The sequence below is a fragment of the Bordetella genomosp. 8 genome (genome assembly GCF_002119685.1).
Taxonomy (GTDB): domain Bacteria; phylum Pseudomonadota; class Gammaproteobacteria; order Burkholderiales; family Burkholderiaceae_B; genus Bordetella_C.
Genome location: NZ_CP021108.1, coordinates 1,240,105 through 1,257,051, shown reverse-complemented (window position 1 = coordinate 1,257,051; position 16,947 = coordinate 1,240,105). Strand labels below are relative to the sequence as shown.

The following is a 16,947-nucleotide window of genomic DNA, read 5'->3' as shown; positions in this document are numbered from 1 at the left end:
GCAATGGGGCATATTGTAGCCGTCCGCTTGATACAATACCGCCCACTCAAGGAGAACGAACATGTCGATGGCCGACCGCGACGGACTCATCTGGTATGACGGCAAAATGGTTCCGTGGCGCGACGCCACCACGCACGTGCTGACGCACTCGCTGCACTACGGGCTGTCCGTGTTCGAAGGCGTCCGTGCCTACAAGACGGACACCGGCACCGCGATTTTCCGCCTCCAGGATCACACCAAGCGGCTGTTCAACTCCGCCCACATCTACCAGATCCCCATTCCCTACGACGCCGAAACGCTGGAAGCCGCGCAGTGCGAAGTCGTGCGCGCCAACCAGTTGGAGTCCTGCTACCTGCGGCCCCTGGTGTTCTACGGTTCGGAAAAAATGGGCGTGTCGCCCAAGGGCGCCAAGGTGCACGTCGCCATCGCCGCCTGGCCCTGGGGCGCCTACCTGGGCGAAGAAGCCCTGGCCAACGGCATCCGCGTCAAGGTGTCGTCCTATTCGCGCCAGCACGTGAACGTCACCATGCCGCGCGCCAAGGTGGCCACCACCTACGCGAATTCCATCATCGCCAACTCGGAAGCGCTGCAGGACGGCTATGACGAAGCCCTGCTGCTGGACACCGACGGTTTCGTCGCGGAAGGCGCGGGCGAAAACATCTTCATCGTCAAGGACGGCGTGCTGGTGGAACCCGAGATCGCGTCCGCGTTGACGGGCATCACGCGATCGACCATCCACGCCCTGGCGGCCGACCTGGGCATACAGGTGCTGACCCGCCGGCTGACCCGCGACGACGTCTATATCGCCGACGAAGCCTTCTTTACCGGCACGGCGGCCGAGGTCACGCCCATCCGCGAAGTCGACAATCGCCGCATCGGCGCCGGCCGCCGCGGCCCCGTCACCGAGCGCCTGCAGAAAGCCTTCTTCGACATGGTCCAGGGCCGCAACGCCAAGTACCAGTCGTGGTTGACCAAGGTGTGAAGCCCCACCTACCCGTACATCGATTCCTCCGCTATCGTTGCGCTATTCGAAGCACCCATCGTCCCAGGACCTGCCATGACCGCTGCCGCCACTGCCTCCAAACATGAAATCATCGAGGTCGGCGCCGAAGACCTGCCCGTTTACTGCCCCAATCCCAAGGCCCCGCTGTGGAGCATGCATCCGCGCGTGTTCCTGGACGTCGCCCATACCGGTTCGACGCGCTGCCCTTACTGCGGCGCCGAATACCGGTTGAAGCCGGGCACCGTGCTGAGCGGGCACGGGCACTGACCTCGCGCCCTGCCTCGGCTTGCCCGCGCCTGCCCGCGACCCTCGGCCCCGACCGGTCTTCGCCAGGATCCCGCGCCTAGCCGGCCTTGCCTTTCGTCCACTTCGTTTTCGTTCGACCAGCCCATGTTCGCCACGCCGCAAGAAACCGAAGACGCTTTCTACGAAGCACTGGAACACGCCGACCTGACCCGCCTGATGCAGGTCTGGGCGGACGACGAGGAAATCGTATGCATCCACCCCGGAGGCATGCGCATCGTCGGCCACAAGGCGGTGGAAGAATCCTGGCAGGCGATACTCGCGGCGGGCCCGCTGCACGTGCGGCCGATGCGACCGCTGATCATGCAGAGCATGGGCAGCGCGGTGCACATACTGGTCGAACAGGTCGGCTCGTCCAAGGGGCCGCATGACGGCTACGTCAGCTGCTACGCGACCAATATCTACCACAAGGGACCGACCGGCTGGCGCATGGTCATGCACCATGCATCCGCGGCGCCGGCGGAAGCCGGACTGCTGGACCTGCACGACGTCCCTGACATGCTGCATTAGGCGGGTGACAGCTTTTGGCCTACGCCCGACTGGATACCACCCCCTGCCCCGTACCGCGCTGGCTGCCCGACGGGCATAGCCAGACGCTGTACGCCGCCACCCTGGCGCACTATCACCGTATCGCCTTCGTGCGCGAACGCGTCGACACGCCGGACGGCGATTTCATCGATATCGATTGGACCGGTCCCGGCCTGTTTCCCCATAAATCCGTGGACGGCCAGCCCGCGGCGGCGCCGCCGGTCGTCACGGCCAAGAGCGCGGCGGCACGCTGGATCGTCGACGCCGATTGGGCGTCGCTGCCACAGCTGCCCGGCACCCCGGCGCTGGTCCTGTTCCACGGCCTGGAAGGCGGCAGCCTGAGCCGCTACGCGCAGTCCATCGCCCACTATTTCCGCGCGCGCGGCTGGATCGTCGCCATCGCGCATTTCCGCGGCTGCTCGGGCACGCCCAACCGGCTGGCGCGCGCCTATTATTCGGGCGACTCGGATGAAGTCGGATTCATGCTGGCCAGCGTCCGGGCGCGCGCGCCGCATGCCCGCTGGCACGCCGTTGGCGTATCGCTCGGGGGCAACGCGCTGCTGAAATACGTCGGCGAACAGCAGCAGTCGGTGGATTGGCTGGCCGCTTGCGCCGGCATTTCCGTCCCCCTGGACCTGGTGGCCGGCGGCAACAGCCTGTGCCGAGGTTTCATCAACCGGCGCATTTACAGCGCTTACTTCCTGCGCACCATGAAGCACAAGGTGCTGGAGAAGGCGCGGCGTTTTCCAGGCGCCATCGACGTGATGCGCATCGCGCATGCGCGCAATCTGCGCGACTTCGACGATGCCTATACCGCGCCCATGCACGGTTTCCGCAACGCCCTGGATTACTGGACGCGCGCGTCCAGCAAACCCTGGCTGGCCTCGATCGCGGTACCGACGCTGGTGCTCAACGCGCGCAACGATCCGTTTTTTCCCGAGCCGGCATTGCCCGGGCCGGCGGATTGCTCGCCGCACGTACTGCTGCACCAGCCGGCCAACGGCGGCCACGCGGGTTTCCCCACGGGCCCGTTTCCCGCGCACCTGGGCTGGCTGCCGCAGCGGCTGGGGCGTTTCTTCGAAACAGGCGGCTGACGGCCGGCCGCTCAGCTCTTGAACCGTTGCAGCAGTTCGCGCTGCTCGTCCAGCTTGTCCCTGACCTGCTTGATCTGCACGTCGATCTGCGAAGAAACATAGAAATCGCGCGACATATCGCGGGCCTGGCGCAATTGCGCCTCGGCCGCCGGGAAAGCGCCGATCGCGGTGTAATAGGTCGCCATGTCGCGCCGCGCCTGCACGCGGTCGCCGGTCCTTTCCTCGCTTTGTGCCAGCAACTGGTAGAACACCGGCTCGTCCTCTCCCCACTGCTTGATGCGTTCCCGCAGGAAAGCCTGCGCCTGCGCGTCACGCCCCGCCTGCTGCAAGGCCTGCACGTAGGCGATGGCGATCGCATAGCTGGCCGGCCAGGCTTTCCAGGCGGCCTCGGCCAGCGACAGCGCACGCGCCGAGTCCTTCTGCGCGTTGGCCAGGTCGATGGCCAGCCTGTCGAGCTCCGCCGATGAACGGCCGTTCGCCATCGCCTGTTTCAGGTAGCGATCCGCGCCGGCCAGATCTTCGCGCCGCATGGCGCCCAGCGCCAGGCCGTAATAGGCCGCCGACTGCTGCACGCCCGTCAGCGTGCGGGCCTCGTCCTGGAACTGTTGGGTGGACGTGCGCAGCCCCGCCGTATCCTGCCCCTGGATGACGCGCATCTTGGCGCGCACATACCAATAATCATCGGTGTCGACGTGGTTGCCGCGCGGCAGGTTGCGCACGCGGTTCTCGATGTCCGACATCCGGTCGATGGACAGCGGGTGGGTCGATGCCCAGGCGCCGCCGCCTATCCCTTCGTTCAGGCGCGATGCGTTCATCAGCCGCTCGAACATGTGCGACATCCCGCTGGGGTTGTAGCCCGCGCTGGTCAGCATCTGGAAGCCGGCGCGGTCCGCTTCCCGTTCGGCATCCCGGGAGAAGCCCAGTTGGCGATCGATGGCGGCCGCCTGCCCGAACGCCGCCACCCCCACGGCCAGGTTGCCACCGGCGCCGGCCAAGCCGGCCAGCAGCGCGGCTGCCAGCGAAGCGAGCATGATGGCGCTGGTCTGCTTGCCCTGCGTCATGCCGCGGGCGATGTGCCGCTGCACGACGTGGCCGATTTCGTGCGCCAGCACCGCCGCCAGCTCGGATTCGCTTTGCGTGGCGACGACCAGGCCGCTGTTGACGCCGATATAGCCGCCCGGCAGGGCAAAGGCATTGATCTCGGGATCGCGCACGCCGAACAGGTCGACGGTTGGAACCGTACCGGGGGCGTATGTAGCCAGCTTGCGGCCCATGGAAGTAAGGTATTGGTTGACTTCCGGATCGCTGATGTACGTCGGGTCGCGCCGCCCCTCGGCCATGATCAGGTTGCCCAGCTGGCGCTCCGAATACGGCGACAGCTGATCCGCGGAAGCGGCCCCCATCGAAGGTAGCCCGACTGGCTGAGCCCAGGCGGCCGATGGCGGCCCGCTCAATAATGAAGCACAAAGCAACAGCATGAGCGCCTTGCTTACGCCGAACGATGGCCGCAGGGCACGGCGTTTCATGCGAGTATCATAGCCACGCACAAATATCCCTTTCCTAGCAATACCGAGATTCCATCATACCGAGGTTCCAATGCGACCCATAAGAAAAGCTGTCTTCCCTGTTGCGGGCATGGGCACCCGTTTTCTGCCGGCCACCAAGGCCATGCCCAAGGAAATGCTTCCTGTCGTGGATAAGCCCTTGATCCAATACGCCGTGGAAGAAGCCGTGGCCGCTGGCATCACGGATCTCGTATTTGTCACCGGGCGCAACAAGCGGGCCATCGAAGACCATTTCGACTCCGCCCCGGAGCTGGAATCGGACCTGGAAAAGAAGGGCAAGGTCGAACTGCTGAACATGGTTCGCGGCATCCTGCCCGCCGGCGTCAACTGCATTTATATCCGCCAGTCCGCCCCGCTCGGCCTGGGCCACGCGGTGTTGACCGCCGAACCCGCGGTAGGCAACGAGCCCTTCGCGGTCGTGCTGGCCGATGACCTGATCGACGCCGACACGCCGGTGCTCAAGCAACTGGTCAACACCGCCATCAAGTACGACGGCAGCGTGCTGGGCGTGCAGGACGTGCCTCGCGCGGAAACCAAAAAGTACGGCATCGTGGCCGCCCGCCGGGTGGATGAACGCACGGAACGCGTCGAACATATCGTGGAAAAGCCCGAGCCGGAACAGGCGCCGTCCACCCTGGCCGTCGTCGGCCGCTATGTGCTGGAACCCGAGATCTTCGAACACCTGCGCGCCACCAAGCTGGGCGCGGGCAACGAGATCCAGCTCACCGACGGCATCGCCTCGCTGATGCGCGAACGCGCGGTGTTCGCGCATCGCTATGAAGGCACGCGATACGACTGCGGCAACAAGCACGGCATGTTCGAAGCCACCGTCGCGCTGGGCCGCAAGTACCACGGCCTGGAACCGAAGTAATCCGCCTGACGGCGCGCGCCGATCAGCGCGCGGCCGGCGGCGCGGCGACCATACGCCCGCGCCGCCGGCGCACCGGCAGCCTGCCCTTGCCGGACAATCGCATCAGGCTGCCCAAGGCCACCAGCAGGCCCACCAGCTCAACGAGCGCCGCGGGTATCCACATGGTCAAGCCCCCTATGCTCTGATCCATCAGCGCGGGCATCGGTATGGCCCGGCCGCACAGTTCGAATAGAGGGTACAGGTCGGTCTGGGTCAGCGCGATATATGCCCCCGCCACCATCTGCGGCGCCATGGTCAGGATGGGGGAAATGACACGGCCACCCGGCGACATCGCGGCGGGCGGGCTGGGGCGGCGATCCAGGATCAGGTTCCAGTACAGGAAGCCGGTGATGACGACCGACCAGTTCATCAGCCGGTACAGGCGCCAGTCCAGCATGGAATAGAACTGCACGGTGGGCAGCAGCCACACCACGACCAGGAACACGAACAGGACTGGCACCAATATCTTGTGCGTGAGCGTGGCTTCCACGAAACGCCCCAGGGCGGTCGCGCGGAAGCCGTGCAACCAACGGCGCACACCGACCGGCAGGCCGGCGCGCATGGCGGACCCGGGATAGGCGGCCATCACCACCAGCGGCCCCAGATGATGCAGCACCAGGTGCTGGATGCGGTGGATGAAGAACATCCGCTCCGCGTAATAGTCCACCCGGGTGTGCAAGGACAGGTAGAGCAGCGCCATGCCGGCCCAGAACAGGCCTTTGCGCACGACCGATACATGATGCACGCGGCCGCCGCGCACGAACAGCACCCCGCCGGCGATGAACAGCGCCACCAGCGTCGGTGAAAACTCCCAGGGTATGAGCCAGTCGAGCAGCAGCAAAGGCGGGGTCCCGAAAAGCGCTCCGCCTGGATGGCGGGGAAAGGGGCATTGTAGTCGGCGCGCCCGGCTGCCGCGCGGCGCGGCCCGCGCCGCGCCTAGAACTGATGCGTGATCCCCAGCGCCACGCGGGTGGTGTGGGAGTTATCGGGATCGAACTGGTTGTCCAGCGTGTAGTTGCGTGCGTAGCCGACGAAGGAGTACAGGCTGGTGCGCTTGGACAGCGGATAGATATAGCCCAGCGTGGCCACCTGTGCCGTACGCGCACGCCTGCCGTCATCCCAGGACCAGGAAGGCCTGGCGGGCGACCACTGCGCGACCAGGCTGCCGGGCCCCATGGGCACGGTCGCGCCCAGGTACCAGGCATCGACCCGCCCGCCATGCACGAAGGCCGCGGGCCCGATGTCCACGCCCAGGCCGTCCGGATCGGCGCCATCCAGTCCGACGAAGCCATCCTGCTGGCGCGTCCATGCGACGGCGATCTTCACGACCTCGAAGTCATACGACACGCCCAGCTGCAACGCGCGCGGCCGCGCGCCGCCGGCGTCCGTCGCGCCCAGGCGCATCTGGTCCCAGGTCGCCACCGCCAGCAAGGGGCCCTGCTCGTAGCGCAGGCCCAGGCTGTAGGCGCGATTGTTGTTCGCCGTGCGGAAGCCGGACGCGCTGCCGTCGTCCGCGTTGAACGAGTAGCCCATGCCGAACTTCAGGCCGCCGAAGCTGGGCGACAGGTAATTCACGGTGTTATCGAACTGGAAGGTGTCGGAGGCCTTGAAGGTTGCGCCCAGCCCCATGTCCTTCCATCCGGCCTGCTCCAGATCGCCGAAGAATTGGTTGGCGATGGTCGCCTGCCGGCCCAGGCGCAGTTCGCCCACGGAGTCGTGGCCCAGCCCGACCCAGGCGTTGTAGTTGAACAGGCGGTTGGCGTCGTCTTCCACGAGCCCATTGGCGGCATTGAAGCCCGTTTCCAGCTGGAACGAGGCGCGCCACCCGCCGCTCAGGTCTTCCTTGCCGCGCATGCCCCACAGCGAGTCGGTCTGCCCGCCCGTGATCATGCTGTTGCGCGTGCCCTGCCCCGACGTGTGCTGGCTGGCGACGCCGATATCGATCAGGCCGTACAGCGTCACGCCCGCGGGCGTATCGTCATCCGGGTCGGCATGGCCGACCGACGGATAAAAGAAAGCCGCGCTGGTCAGCGCGGCGGATAGAACATGTTTCTTCATTGAACGCAGCCTCGGATACCCCGAACCACGTGCGCGTCCAAGGTTCAAGACGCGGCACGCCGCAGGTCACCGAAGTGTACGTGCCTGATGCTGGGATGCGCCTGCAATTGGCGCGCGTGCGACATAAGTATCGTTCTCATATCAGCGGGGCATTTAACGGTGATGCAGGCGGATGCCAGCTGTTGATCGCTGCCCTGGTCCACCTGCATCTGCGATACCGTCAATCCGGCCGCCTTGAAGTCGGAGACGATGTGCTTGCGCACCGCGCCCAACGCATCGCGCGGACACACCACCGTCAGGCGCGAACTGGCACCGCGGCGCTCGGGCATGGCGGCACGGTCGACACCGGCACGGCGCAGGAACATATCGAAAACACGCATGGTGGCCTCCTTACTGAAGCGGGTCCCGCGTGAACACGCGTCACGACGGCACCCATGGCATGCATTGCGCTGGGCAAGGCATGGCCACGGATGACGACGGACGATTCAAACGACTGCGCTGCGCAAAGGCAGGCCGCGCCGCTATTCCATACATGCGCGTCGCATAACGCGGCGCGCGGATCCTGGCTTGCCAAGCACCACGGGGGGCAGGCAGACAGAGAGGAAGCGGAACGGGGAGTGAGCGGTTTGGAGACCGCACCCTGCGAAATAGGGTGCGGCAGAGCTGATCTGCGTGAACCCTATCAGGCAGCGACGCCGACACTAGGTCGACTACTACTGTCGCCGGAATCTGTATTCACGTAGCAACTCCTGGGGATTCGAAGTCCCTATTGTAAACGGGTTTACCCCATGAGCTCAATGGCTTAGCGTCTCTTCAAGCGTAGAAATGCCAGCCGATGTAACCGGCGAACAACGCATACAGGCCGCCCACGGCGGACAGCGTGCGCAGGCTCATGGCGTCCTGGCGGAAACGCAGCCAGAGCACGCCGATGGACAGCATGGTGAACAGGCCGGCGGCCAGCAGGGTGCCGTCCAGCAGCCAGGGGGTCAGGAAGATGCCCAGCGCGCTGGGGATGGTCGCCTGGATCATCATCGCGCCGGAAATATTCGCCAGGGCCAGGCGCTCCTTGCCCTGCCGCACCCAGATGATCGCGTTCATGATCTCCGGCAGTTCGGTGGCGACGGGGGCCAGCAGCAGCGCCGCGATATGGGGGGACGCGCCGAGCAGCTCGCCCAGCGATTCGATCTGCAGCACGAATACCCGCGAGGCGATCGCGATCACGACCAGGGCCAGGATGGTCTGGAAACAGGCCCACCCCATGGTGGGCTGGGGGTCGCGCGGCCGCAGCTTGAGCGGTTCCAGGACGTCGGCTTCCGTACAGGTATCCTCGGCGGCCAGTTCGCGCTTGACGTACAGGGCGTAGGCGGCCAGGAACAGGATGCCCAGCCACGGCTTCCACGCGAAGGCGATCAGGCCCAGGCCCACCTTGAAGATGAAGATGGCCATGAACCAGCCCTGGTCGCGGGCCAGGCGCTGCTGGTCGGCCTTGATGCGAGGATCGTCCGCGCCGGCGGGACGCCGCTTCTGCATCCGCAGCAGCGACAGCCCCACCACGGCATAGGCCAGGGTGGACAGCACCAGCGGACCGCCCATGGCCGCGCCGACGCCGATATCTTTCTGGTCCGGCGTCGTGCCGAAGACGACCGCCATGAAGGTCACCGCGCTTTCGGGCAACGCGGTGCCGAAGGCCGCCAGCACGGTGCCCACCGCGGTGGCGCCCAATTCCAATCTGTGACCGACCCATTCGACGCCGTTGACGAAGTATTCGCAGGCGAAATAGATCACCGCTGCCGAGGCAAAAAACAGCACGATGGAGGAAATCATGATGACACAGCCGGACGAGCGGATACCGATGGCGCGACGACACGGCTCGCCCGGCTGGGTTAGCGTATCGTGGCCAAAGGTCTCGCCTGGCGGTTCCGCGCGGCGCGCGCGGGGCGCGGCCGTCACGAAAGGCCGTTTGCGCCATGGGGTCCGGGACCACCAAGTGTGTTGACGCAAACTCCTGGGGGAAGGATGGCTACTCCCCGATGACAACGGGCCGGATTGTAGCAGCGAATGGTTGAGCCGTATCGTGAAACTCGCGTGACGCGCGGTAAAGTAGCCCATCGGACAACAGCCGGATACGCCATGAGCCTGCCTCCCGAAGACCCTGCTCCCCATATCGCCCGGCGTCGCCGGCTGCAGGACACCATGCGCGCGGCGGGCGGCGGGATCGCCCTGCTGCCCGCCGCGCGGCCGGTCATCCGCAATCGCGACGCGGAATATCCTTATCGGCAGGACAGCGACTTCCTGTACCTGACCGGCTTTCCGGAGCCGGAGGCCTGGCTGGTACTGATCGCCGGCGACACCGATCGCACGGTGCTGTTCTGCCGCGACAAGAACGAGGACCGCGAGCTATGGGAAGGCCGAAGCTTCGGTCCGGACGCCGCCCTGGCGCATTTCGGCTTCGACGAGGCCTATCCGGTGGAGCGCCTGGACGACATGCTGCCGGCGCTGCTGCTGGACCAGCCCACGCTGTTTGCGTCCGTCCTGCGCGACGCCCGCGTCGACGAATGCCTGCGGCGCGCCACGGAAACGGCGCGCCGGCAATCCAGGACGGGGCAACGGCCGCCCGAACGGCAGCAGGACCTGCTGCCCCTCCTGGCCGAGATGCGGCTCGTGAAGGACCCAACGGAAATCGCCCTGATGCGGCGCGCCGCGCGGATTTCGGCGGGGGCGCATGCGCGGGCCATGCGGCACGCGCGCCCGGGCATGCGCGAGTATGAGATCGAGGCGGAACTGCTGTATGAGTTTCGCCGGCACGGAGCGCAGTCTCCGGCCTACGGCAGCATCGTGGCGACAGGGCCGAACGCCTGCGTCCTGCACTATCCCGCCGGCGATGCCGTGCTGCGGGATGGGCACCTGCTGCTGGTCGATGCCGGTTGCGAGGTCGACGGCTATGCGTCGGACATCACCCGCACGTTTCCGGTCAACGGCCGCTACAGCGGTCCGCAGCGGCTGCTGTACGACCTGACTGTGGCCGCGCAGGAAGCCGCCAGCGCGGCCACCCGCCCCGGCCTGACCTGGAACGATGGCCATGACGCCGCGGTGCGCGTGCTGGCGCAGGGCATGCTGGACGCCGGCCTGCTGCAGGGCTCGCTGGACGGCGTGCTGGAATCCAAGGCCTACAACCGCTTCTACATGCACCGCACCGGCCATTGGCTGGGGCTGGACGTGCACGACGTCGGCGACTACCGCATGCCGGACGCGCCCGCCGGCACGGAACGCCCGTGGCGCGAGCTGCGCAAGGGCATGATCCTGACGATAGAGCCGGGCATCTATGTGCGGCCGGCGGACGACGTGCCGGAGGAGTTCTGGAATATCGGCATCCGCACCGAAGACGATGCGCTGGTCACCGACGAAGGCTGCGAACTGATCACGCGCGGCGTCCCGGTGGATGCGCGCGAAATCGAAGCGCTGATGCGGGAATAGCCGGGGAATCCCGGCGCGGCGGGTGCAGACGGATCGTCCATGCAGCAACTGAAATTGCTTGAAAGCTTCGTCGCGGTCGCGCGGAGCAAATCCATACGCGAAGCGGCGGAAGCGACGCATCTGACCTCGTCGGCGCTGAATCGCCGCATCCTGGACCTGGAGGCAGAACTGGGCGCGCCGCTTTTCGACCGGCACGCGCGCGGCATCCGCCTGACTTCCGCGGGCGAGGTCTACCTGGCCTACGCGGTACGCGCGCTGCGCGAGGCGGAAGCCGTGCACTCGCAGATCGACGATCTGCGCGGACTGCGGCGGGGCAACGTCAACCTGGCCGTCATCGCGGTGGCGGCGAACGACCGATTGACGGAGATCATCGCGAGATTCCAGCAGGAATATCCGAAGATCGCGTTTTCCGTCCACGTCGCCGGGGCCGACGAAGTGGTGGCCTCCGTGCTCGAGAACCAGGCGGACCTGGGCATATCGTTCAACCTGTCGGCGGAAAGAGACTTCTACGAAATCGCCGAACAGCGGTACGTGATGTGCGCCGTCGTACGGCGCGACCACCCTTCCGCCAGCAAGGGCGGGATCTCGATCGCCGAATGCACCAACTATCCCGTCGCCATGGCCGACCGCAGCTGGGGCGGACGCAAGCTGCTGGACGAATACCTCAACCGGACCGGCTTCCGCTTGACGCCGCAGCTGGTGTCGAACTCCTATGAGACGCTGACGTCCTTCGTGAAGCGTACCAATGGCGTGTGCTTCCAGATCCGCCCCGAAAAGGAACATGACAACGCCGACGACGGGCTGGTGGCCGTGCCGGTGGCGGAAATGGCGCGCTACGCCCGGCCCGTGGTGCTGGGATCGCTGCGCGGGCGCCTGCTGCCGGTGGCGGCCGCGCTGTTTGGCGAAACGTTGAAACGGGACTTTTTCGCCTGACGGCGCCGCCAGGCGGGGCTAGCCGCCGACCTGGGGGGCGGCTAGCCACGAGCGCTGCAGGATTTGCAGCGCTGCTGAAAAAAAATAGCGCTAGTTCTTTGCGCTGGCCGCTCCTACAGTGACGGCCATGAACACTCCGCGACAAGCTCTCGTACACCGCCTGCCGGCCTCCGCGCCCGATGACGTCACCGCCCTCGTCCAGGCGGTCGATCGAGGCGAGATCGACCCGCGCGCGATCGTGGCCGTCCTGGGCAAGACCGAAGGCAACGGCTGCGTGAACGACTTCAGCCGCGGCCTGGCCACCCAGGCGCTGAAGCACGCGATCGCGCGCCTGGCGCGACGCGACCTCGACGACGTCGCGCGGGACGTGGCCTTCGTCATGTCCGGCGGCACGGAAGGCGGCCTGTCGCCGCATTGGCTGGTGTTCGAAGTCCGCGACGCACCAGCAGCGCCGGCAACGCCAGCAGCGCCGCCTGTGCAAGCCTCGCGGGCCGGCGCGACCGCGGCGGGTCCGGCCACGGAGGGCGTTGCGACGCTCGCCATCGGCGTCGCCATCACGCCCGCCTTCCTGCCCGAGGAAATAGGCCGCATGCCGCAGGCCCTGCGCACCGCTGAAGCCGTGCAGGCCGCCATGCGCGCCGCGGGCATCGCCGACGCCCGCGATGTGCACTATGTGCAGGTCAAATGCCCCCTGCTGACGCGCGCGCGGATCGAGCAGGCTTACGGCCGGGGCCGCGACGTGGCGACGGAAGACACCTATCTTTCGATGGGCTATTCGCGCGGCGCCTCGGCCCTGGGCGTGGCGCTGGCGCTGGGCGAAGTATCCGCGGACGCCCTGAGCGACGCCCGCGTATGCCGCGATGCCGGCCTGTACTCGGGCCGCGCCTCGACCTCGGCGGGCATCGAGCTGATGGAGAACCAGATCATGGTGCTCGGCAACAGCACCGCCTGGCGCAGCGACTATATCGTGGGCCATGGTGTCATGCGGGACGCGCTGGACGTCGACGCCGTCGACACGGCCCTGGCGTCGGTCGGCCTGCGCATGGGCGGCGAATTGCGCGGTCCCGGCCGTGAACGCGTCGCCGCGGTACTCGCCAAGGCGGAACCGTCGCAGACGGGCGCCATCCGCGGCCGCCGGCACACCATGCTGGACGACAGCGACATCCACGCGTCACGCCACGCACGGGCGCTGGTCGGCGGCGTCCTGGCCGGCGTATTCGGCGAAACTCAGCTGTTCGTTTCCGGTGGCGCGGAACATCAGGGCCCCGACGGAGGCGGGCCGGTCGCCGTCATCGCGCGGCGCGGCCCTTGAGCCCATCCACGAAACTTCCCCCGGCGCTCCACCGAGACGCCAGGTTATCGCGCATTCCCATCCCGTTTATTTTTCCGCCAGGAAGCCCGCCATGAAATCCCTTCCCATCCCGCGCCGACTGATCGGCATCGCCGCCACCCTCGCCTGCCTGGGCATCCCCGCCGCCGTCATGGCGCAGGCCGCGGCACCCAAGGCTGCCATGCTCCTGCCCGGCAGCATCAACGACCAGAGCTGGAATGCCGTGGGCTATGCCGGCCTGATGAAGGTCAAGGAACTGGGCTTCGACGTGTCGTATTCGGAGAACGTGCCCGCCGCGGACCACGTCAACGCGATGCGGGACTATGCGCGCCAGGGCGCGAAGCTGATCATCGGGCATTCGGGCCGCTTCCTGTCCGCCGAACAACGGGTGGCGCCGGAGTTTCCCAATGTGCAGTTCATCACCGCCGCAGGCTCCAAGGGCTATCCGCCCAACGTGATGTCCATCGACTTCAACAACGTGCATTTCGGCTGCCAGCTCGGCGCCCTGATGGCCTTGATGAGCAAGACGGGCAAGATAGGCGGGGTGTACGGATTGGAAGGCCTGCCGACCACCATCGACCAGGTCGGCAGCTTCCGCATCTGCGCCAAGCAGGCGCGGCCGGGCGTGGAAGTCACCATCCTGTACATCAAGGACATCGAGGATGCCGCCGCCGCCAAGGAAGCCGCGTTTTCGCTGATCTCCGGCGGCGCCGATGCGCTGGTCGGCCAGTTGAACGCCGCGCAGGGCGGCCTGATCCAGGCGGCGAAGGAAAAGAATGCCTGGGTGGCCGGACGGTCGTACGAACATACCGCCATCGCGCCGCAGCAGGTGCTGACCAACATCATCGAGAAATGGCCGGAGATGTACGCGGCCGCGGCGACGGACGTCAAGGCCGGCAAACTGTCCGGCGCGTACAAGGTCTACGGTTACGATACCCCCGGCTCGACGGGAGCCGAGCTGGGCTACGCGCCGGATCGCGCCTTCAATCCGAGCGTGCCGGAAGCCGTGGTGGCGCGGCTCAAGCTGTTGCAGGACGAGCTGGCGTCGGGCAAGTTGAAGATCGTGCCCACCAAGGCCGACGCGATGGGCGGCAAGGGCTGAAAGCGCTGCGGTCGCGACGTGGATGAAAGGATGAAATGAGCAAGCTCATGCTGGAGATGCGCGGCATCACGAAGCATTATGGTGCCGTGCGAGCCAACGACGGCGTCGACCTCGACGTCCGTCCCGGCAGCATCGTCGGCCTGCTCGGCGAAAACGGCTCCGGCAAAAGCACGCTGATGAAAATCCTGTTCGGCATGACGGAGCCGGACGCGGGCGTCATCGTGTTCAAGAACCGCGAGCTGTCCGGGCATCGGCCGGCGGCCGCCCTGGAAGCGGGCATCGGCATGGTGCACCAGCACTTCATGCTGGTCGACGCCATGAGCGTGGTGGAGAACGTCATGCTGGGTTGGCCGCGCGCCGGCCGCCGCGTGCTGCGCGCGGCCGAAATGGCGCGGGAGATCGCGGCCGCCAGCGCGCAATACGGCCTGGACCTGGACCCCCACGCCATGGTGGAAAGCCTGTCGCTGGGCGCGCGCCAACGCGTGGAGATCCTGAAGGCCCTGCTGCGCGGCGTGGACCTGCTGGTACTGGACGAGCCGACCTCCAACCTGAGCCCGCCGGAAGTCGCGCGGCTGCTGGACGTCATGCGCCGCCTGCGCGCGGAGCAGCGTTCGGTGATTTTCATTTCGCACAAGTTGGGCGAGGTCCTGGAGATCTGCGACGACGTCGTGGTGCTGCGCGATGGCAAGACCGTCGGCAAGACGGCCGCCGCGCACGCCACGCGGGATAGCCTGGCCGCGATGATGGTGGGCCGCCCCGGCGGCGGCTGGACGGCCGCCGCGCGCGAGGCGGGGAGTCCTCCTGGCCGTCCGCTGTTGACGGTGCGGAGCCTGGACCTGCCGGGCAGGGTATCGGAGCCCGGGCTGCGCAACGTGCAATGCGAGGTGCGCGCCGGCGAGATCGTCGCGATCGTCGGCGTCGACGGCAATGGCCAGCGCGAGCTTACCGACACGATCGCCGGCATGCGCGAGCCCGCGGCGGGCAGCATCCACATCGACGGTTCCGATATGACCCGGACCGGCGTGCGCCAGCGGATCGCCGCGGGCCTGTCGTACATCCCGTCGGACCGCGCCGCCACCAGCCTCGTGCCCGCGATGTCCATCGCCGACAACCTGATGCTGAGGGATTATGCCGGCGAGCCTTATTCGCGCGGGCCATGGTTGCGCTCGAAAGCGAAGCTGGCCGCCGGGGCGCGGCGCCTGATGCGCGCCTACGACGTACGCGCCGATCGACCGGACATCCCCGTGCGCCAGCTTTCCGGCGGCAATCAGCAGAAGATCGTGGTGGCCCGCGAGGTCGACCGGCAACCCAAGGTCATGGTCGCGCTGCAGCCGACATGGGGGCTGGACCCCTCGGCGACGCGCTTCGTGCTCGAACGCATGCTGGCGCTGCGCAAGGCGGGTTCGGCGGTGTTGTATGTGACCGCCGAGCTGGAGGAAGGCCTGGCGATCGGCGATCGCATCGGCGTCATGTACCGCGGCCGCCTGTCGACGTTGATGCCGCGCGATATGGCCACCCCTGAACGGATAGGACTGCTGATGGCGACGGGCGAGGACAGGCCGGCCCCCGCCGGGAGGCCGGCATGAAGGCCGATGTCGCCGTGGCGCCCGCCGATCGCCCCCCGCGGCCGCACTGGCGCCCGCTCAACCGCCAGTTCGTCTTGGCGCTCGTCCTGGGGCTGGCGGCGGTGGCCTGCCTGATCGCCCTTTCAGGCACCGACCCGATGACGGCCACCCGCGCCTTCGTGCGCGGCGCCTTCGGTTCCTTCGACCGGATCTCGGTGGCGGTGAACAAGGCCACCCCCTATATCCTGTGCGGCACCGGCGTGGCCTTGTGCTTCCGCGCCAACATCATCAACATCGGCGGCGAAGGGCAGATCGCCCTGGGCGGACTGGGGGCTGCGGCATGCGCCCTGGCCTTCCCGTTCGAAAACCCGGTGCTGGCGATCGGCACCAGCCTGGCGGCGGGCGTCGCGGCGGGTGCGTCATGGGCGGTGATCGCCGCCTTGCTGCATCTGACCCGCCGCATCAACGAGGTGATCGTCACCTTGCTGATGAACTTCGTCGCGGTGCTGGCGGTGCAATGGATCGTCCAGGACTACATCGGCGAAGCGGGCGCCGGCTTTCCGCAGACGCCCTTGCTGGAATCCGCCTATTGGTTGCCCAAATTCGTCGCCGACAGCGACCTGCACTGGGGCGCGGCGCTGGCGGTCGTCGTGGCCATCCTCGGACATGTGTGCCTGTGGCATACGAAGTGGGGCTACACATTGCGGCTGGTGGGCGCCAGCCGCGCGGCCGCGCGCTACGCGGGAGTCGGCGTGTTCGGTACCACGGTCGCGGTGATGGCCGTGGCGGGCGCCCTCGCCGGCCTCGCCGGATCGGTGGAAGTGCTGGGCCTGCACTACCGCCTGATCGCCGGCTTCTCGCAGGGCTTCGGCTTCAACGCGGTGGCGATCGCATTGCTGGCGGGCAGGCAGCCGCTGGCGGTGCTGCCGGCGGGCCTGTTCCTGGGCTTCCTGGAAGCGGGTGCGCTGGCCATGCAGCGCGAAGTCGGATCGCCTTCATCCCTGGTGGCGATGATAGAAGGCCTGACCATGCTGTTCGCGCTGGTCATCGCGGGCGCCGCGGGCCGCAAGGGACGGGTGTAG

Annotated in this window: 16 protein-coding genes and 1 riboswitch; of the genes, 11 read left to right on the top strand and 5 right to left on the bottom strand. The window is 67.1% G+C overall.

Going from position 1 to position 16,947, the window contains the following annotated elements:
• The first annotated feature begins 61 nt into the window (after positions 1-61).
• The 4 genes from CAL12_RS05700 to CAL12_RS05685 all read left to right on the top strand — a co-directional run bounded on the left by CAL12_RS05700 (position 62) and on the right by CAL12_RS05685 (position 2,928).
• The gene (locus tag CAL12_RS05700; RefSeq protein ID WP_086063609.1) at positions 62-982 is read left to right on the top strand and encodes a branched-chain amino acid transaminase; all 921 of its coding nucleotides are present in this window, start codon (positions 62-64) and stop codon (positions 980-982) included.
• Positions 983-1,057: 75 nt separating this feature from the next.
• Positions 1,058-1,270, top strand: coding sequence for a zinc-finger domain-containing protein (locus tag CAL12_RS05695; RefSeq protein ID WP_086063608.1), 213 nt, complete (start codon positions 1,058-1,060; stop codon positions 1,268-1,270).
• A gap of 123 nt (positions 1,271-1,393) precedes the next feature.
• Positions 1,394-1,816, top strand: a complete 423-nt coding sequence (locus tag CAL12_RS05690) for a YybH family protein (RefSeq protein WP_086063607.1) — start codon at positions 1,394-1,396, stop codon at positions 1,814-1,816.
• Positions 1,817-1,830: 14 nt separating this feature from the next.
• On the top strand, positions 1,831-2,928 hold the full coding sequence (locus CAL12_RS05685; protein ID WP_086063606.1) for a YheT family hydrolase: 1,098 nt from the start codon (positions 1,831-1,833) through the stop codon (positions 2,926-2,928).
• Between the two features lie 11 nt (positions 2,929-2,939).
• On the opposite strand, the gene CAL12_RS05680 is transcribed toward CAL12_RS05685, so the two are convergent.
• On the bottom strand, positions 2,940-4,454 hold the full coding sequence (locus tag CAL12_RS05680; protein ID WP_086063605.1) for a M48 family metalloprotease: 1,515 nt from the start codon (positions 4,452-4,454) through the stop codon (positions 2,940-2,942).
• Positions 4,455-4,524: 70 nt separating this feature from the next.
• Between CAL12_RS05680 and galU the strand changes: the two genes are divergently transcribed.
• Complete coding sequence (galU, locus tag CAL12_RS05675) at positions 4,525-5,364, top strand: UTP--glucose-1-phosphate uridylyltransferase GalU (RefSeq protein WP_086063604.1); 840 nt, start codon at positions 4,525-4,527, stop codon at positions 5,362-5,364.
• Between the two features lie 22 nt (positions 5,365-5,386).
• Here the strand turns inward: galU and CAL12_RS05670 are convergent, their stop codons facing one another.
• The 4 genes from CAL12_RS05670 to CAL12_RS05655 all read right to left on the bottom strand — a co-directional run bounded on the left by CAL12_RS05670 (position 5,387) and on the right by CAL12_RS05655 (position 9,285).
• A complete protein-coding gene (locus CAL12_RS05670) occupies positions 5,387-6,244 on the bottom strand; it encodes a cytochrome c oxidase assembly protein (protein ID WP_086063603.1) in 858 nt (285 codons plus the stop codon).
• A 95-nt stretch (positions 6,245-6,339) separates the two neighbouring features.
• Entirely contained in the window at positions 6,340-7,461 is a 1,122-nt protein-coding gene (locus CAL12_RS05665) for a porin (protein ID WP_086063602.1), read from the bottom strand.
• Between the two features lie 44 nt (positions 7,462-7,505).
• On the bottom strand, positions 7,506-7,841 hold the full coding sequence (locus CAL12_RS05660; protein ID WP_086063601.1) for a hypothetical protein: 336 nt from the start codon (positions 7,839-7,841) through the stop codon (positions 7,506-7,508).
• Positions 7,842-8,274: 433 nt separating this feature from the next.
• Entirely contained in the window at positions 8,275-9,285 is a 1,011-nt protein-coding gene (locus tag CAL12_RS05655) for a sodium:calcium antiporter (protein ID WP_086063600.1), read from the bottom strand.
• Positions 9,286-9,402: 117 nt separating this feature from the next.
• Positions 9,403-9,502, bottom strand: a riboswitch (yybP-ykoY riboswitch).
• 89 nt (positions 9,503-9,591) lie between these two features.
• Between CAL12_RS05655 and CAL12_RS05650 the strand changes: the two genes are divergently transcribed.
• The 6 genes from CAL12_RS05650 (at position 9,592) to CAL12_RS05625 (ending at position 16,947) form a co-directional block, all read left to right on the top strand.
• Complete coding sequence (locus CAL12_RS05650) at positions 9,592-10,935, top strand: aminopeptidase P N-terminal domain-containing protein (protein ID WP_086063599.1); 1,344 nt, start codon at positions 9,592-9,594, stop codon at positions 10,933-10,935.
• 39 nt (positions 10,936-10,974) lie between these two features.
• Positions 10,975-11,868: a LysR family transcriptional regulator gene (locus tag CAL12_RS05645; RefSeq protein ID WP_086063598.1), complete on the top strand. Its 894-nt coding sequence runs from the start codon at positions 10,975-10,977 to the stop codon at positions 11,866-11,868.
• Between the two features lie 127 nt (positions 11,869-11,995).
• Entirely contained in the window at positions 11,996-13,180 is a 1,185-nt protein-coding gene (locus tag CAL12_RS05640) for a ring-opening amidohydrolase (protein ID WP_086063597.1), read from the top strand.
• 91 nt (positions 13,181-13,271) lie between these two features.
• Positions 13,272-14,300 carry a BMP family protein gene (locus tag CAL12_RS05635; protein ID WP_086063596.1) on the top strand — a complete coding sequence of 343 codons (1,029 nt, stop codon included), beginning with the start codon at positions 13,272-13,274 and terminating at the stop codon, positions 14,298-14,300.
• Positions 14,301-14,335: 35 nt separating this feature from the next.
• Positions 14,336-15,886, top strand: coding sequence for an ABC transporter ATP-binding protein (locus CAL12_RS05630; RefSeq protein WP_086063595.1), 1,551 nt, complete (start codon positions 14,336-14,338; stop codon positions 15,884-15,886).
• Positions 15,883-16,947, top strand: coding sequence for an ABC transporter permease (locus CAL12_RS05625; protein WP_086063594.1), 1,065 nt, complete (start codon positions 15,883-15,885; stop codon positions 16,945-16,947). The genes CAL12_RS05630 and CAL12_RS05625 overlap by 4 nt, the downstream gene beginning before the upstream one ends.

What these genes read in the sequence shown, in the direction of transcription:
- CAL12_RS05700 (WP_086063609.1), top strand. Translation starts at nt 62, where the DNA reads ATGTCGATGGCCGACCGCGACGGACTCATCTGGTATGACGGCAAAATG.
- CAL12_RS05695 (WP_086063608.1), top strand. Translation starts at nt 1,058, where the DNA reads ATGACCGCTGCCGCCACTGCCTCCAAACATGAAATCATCGAGGTCGGC.
- CAL12_RS05690 (WP_086063607.1), top strand. Translation starts at nt 1,394, where the DNA reads ATGTTCGCCACGCCGCAAGAAACCGAAGACGCTTTCTACGAAGCACTG.
- CAL12_RS05680 (WP_086063605.1), bottom strand. Translation starts at nt 4,454, where the DNA reads ATGAAACGCCGTGCCCTGCGGCCATCGTTCGGCGTAAGCAAGGCGCTC.
- galU (WP_086063604.1), top strand. Translation starts at nt 4,525, where the DNA reads ATGCGACCCATAAGAAAAGCTGTCTTCCCTGTTGCGGGCATGGGCACC.
- CAL12_RS05665 (WP_086063602.1), bottom strand. Translation starts at nt 7,461, where the DNA reads ATGAAGAAACATGTTCTATCCGCCGCGCTGACCAGCGCGGCTTTCTTT.
- CAL12_RS05660 (WP_086063601.1), bottom strand. Translation starts at nt 7,841, where the DNA reads ATGCGTGTTTTCGATATGTTCCTGCGCCGTGCCGGTGTCGACCGTGCC.
- CAL12_RS05655 (WP_086063600.1), bottom strand. Translation starts at nt 9,285, where the DNA reads ATGATTTCCTCCATCGTGCTGTTTTTTGCCTCGGCAGCGGTGATCTAT.
- CAL12_RS05650 (WP_086063599.1), top strand. Translation starts at nt 9,592, where the DNA reads ATGAGCCTGCCTCCCGAAGACCCTGCTCCCCATATCGCCCGGCGTCGC.
- CAL12_RS05645 (WP_086063598.1), top strand. Translation starts at nt 10,975, where the DNA reads ATGCAGCAACTGAAATTGCTTGAAAGCTTCGTCGCGGTCGCGCGGAGC.
- CAL12_RS05640 (WP_086063597.1), top strand. Translation starts at nt 11,996, where the DNA reads ATGAACACTCCGCGACAAGCTCTCGTACACCGCCTGCCGGCCTCCGCG.
- CAL12_RS05635 (WP_086063596.1), top strand. Translation starts at nt 13,272, where the DNA reads ATGAAATCCCTTCCCATCCCGCGCCGACTGATCGGCATCGCCGCCACC.
- CAL12_RS05630 (WP_086063595.1), top strand. Translation starts at nt 14,336, where the DNA reads ATGAGCAAGCTCATGCTGGAGATGCGCGGCATCACGAAGCATTATGGT.
- CAL12_RS05625 (WP_086063594.1), top strand. Translation starts at nt 15,883, where the DNA reads ATGAAGGCCGATGTCGCCGTGGCGCCCGCCGATCGCCCCCCGCGGCCG.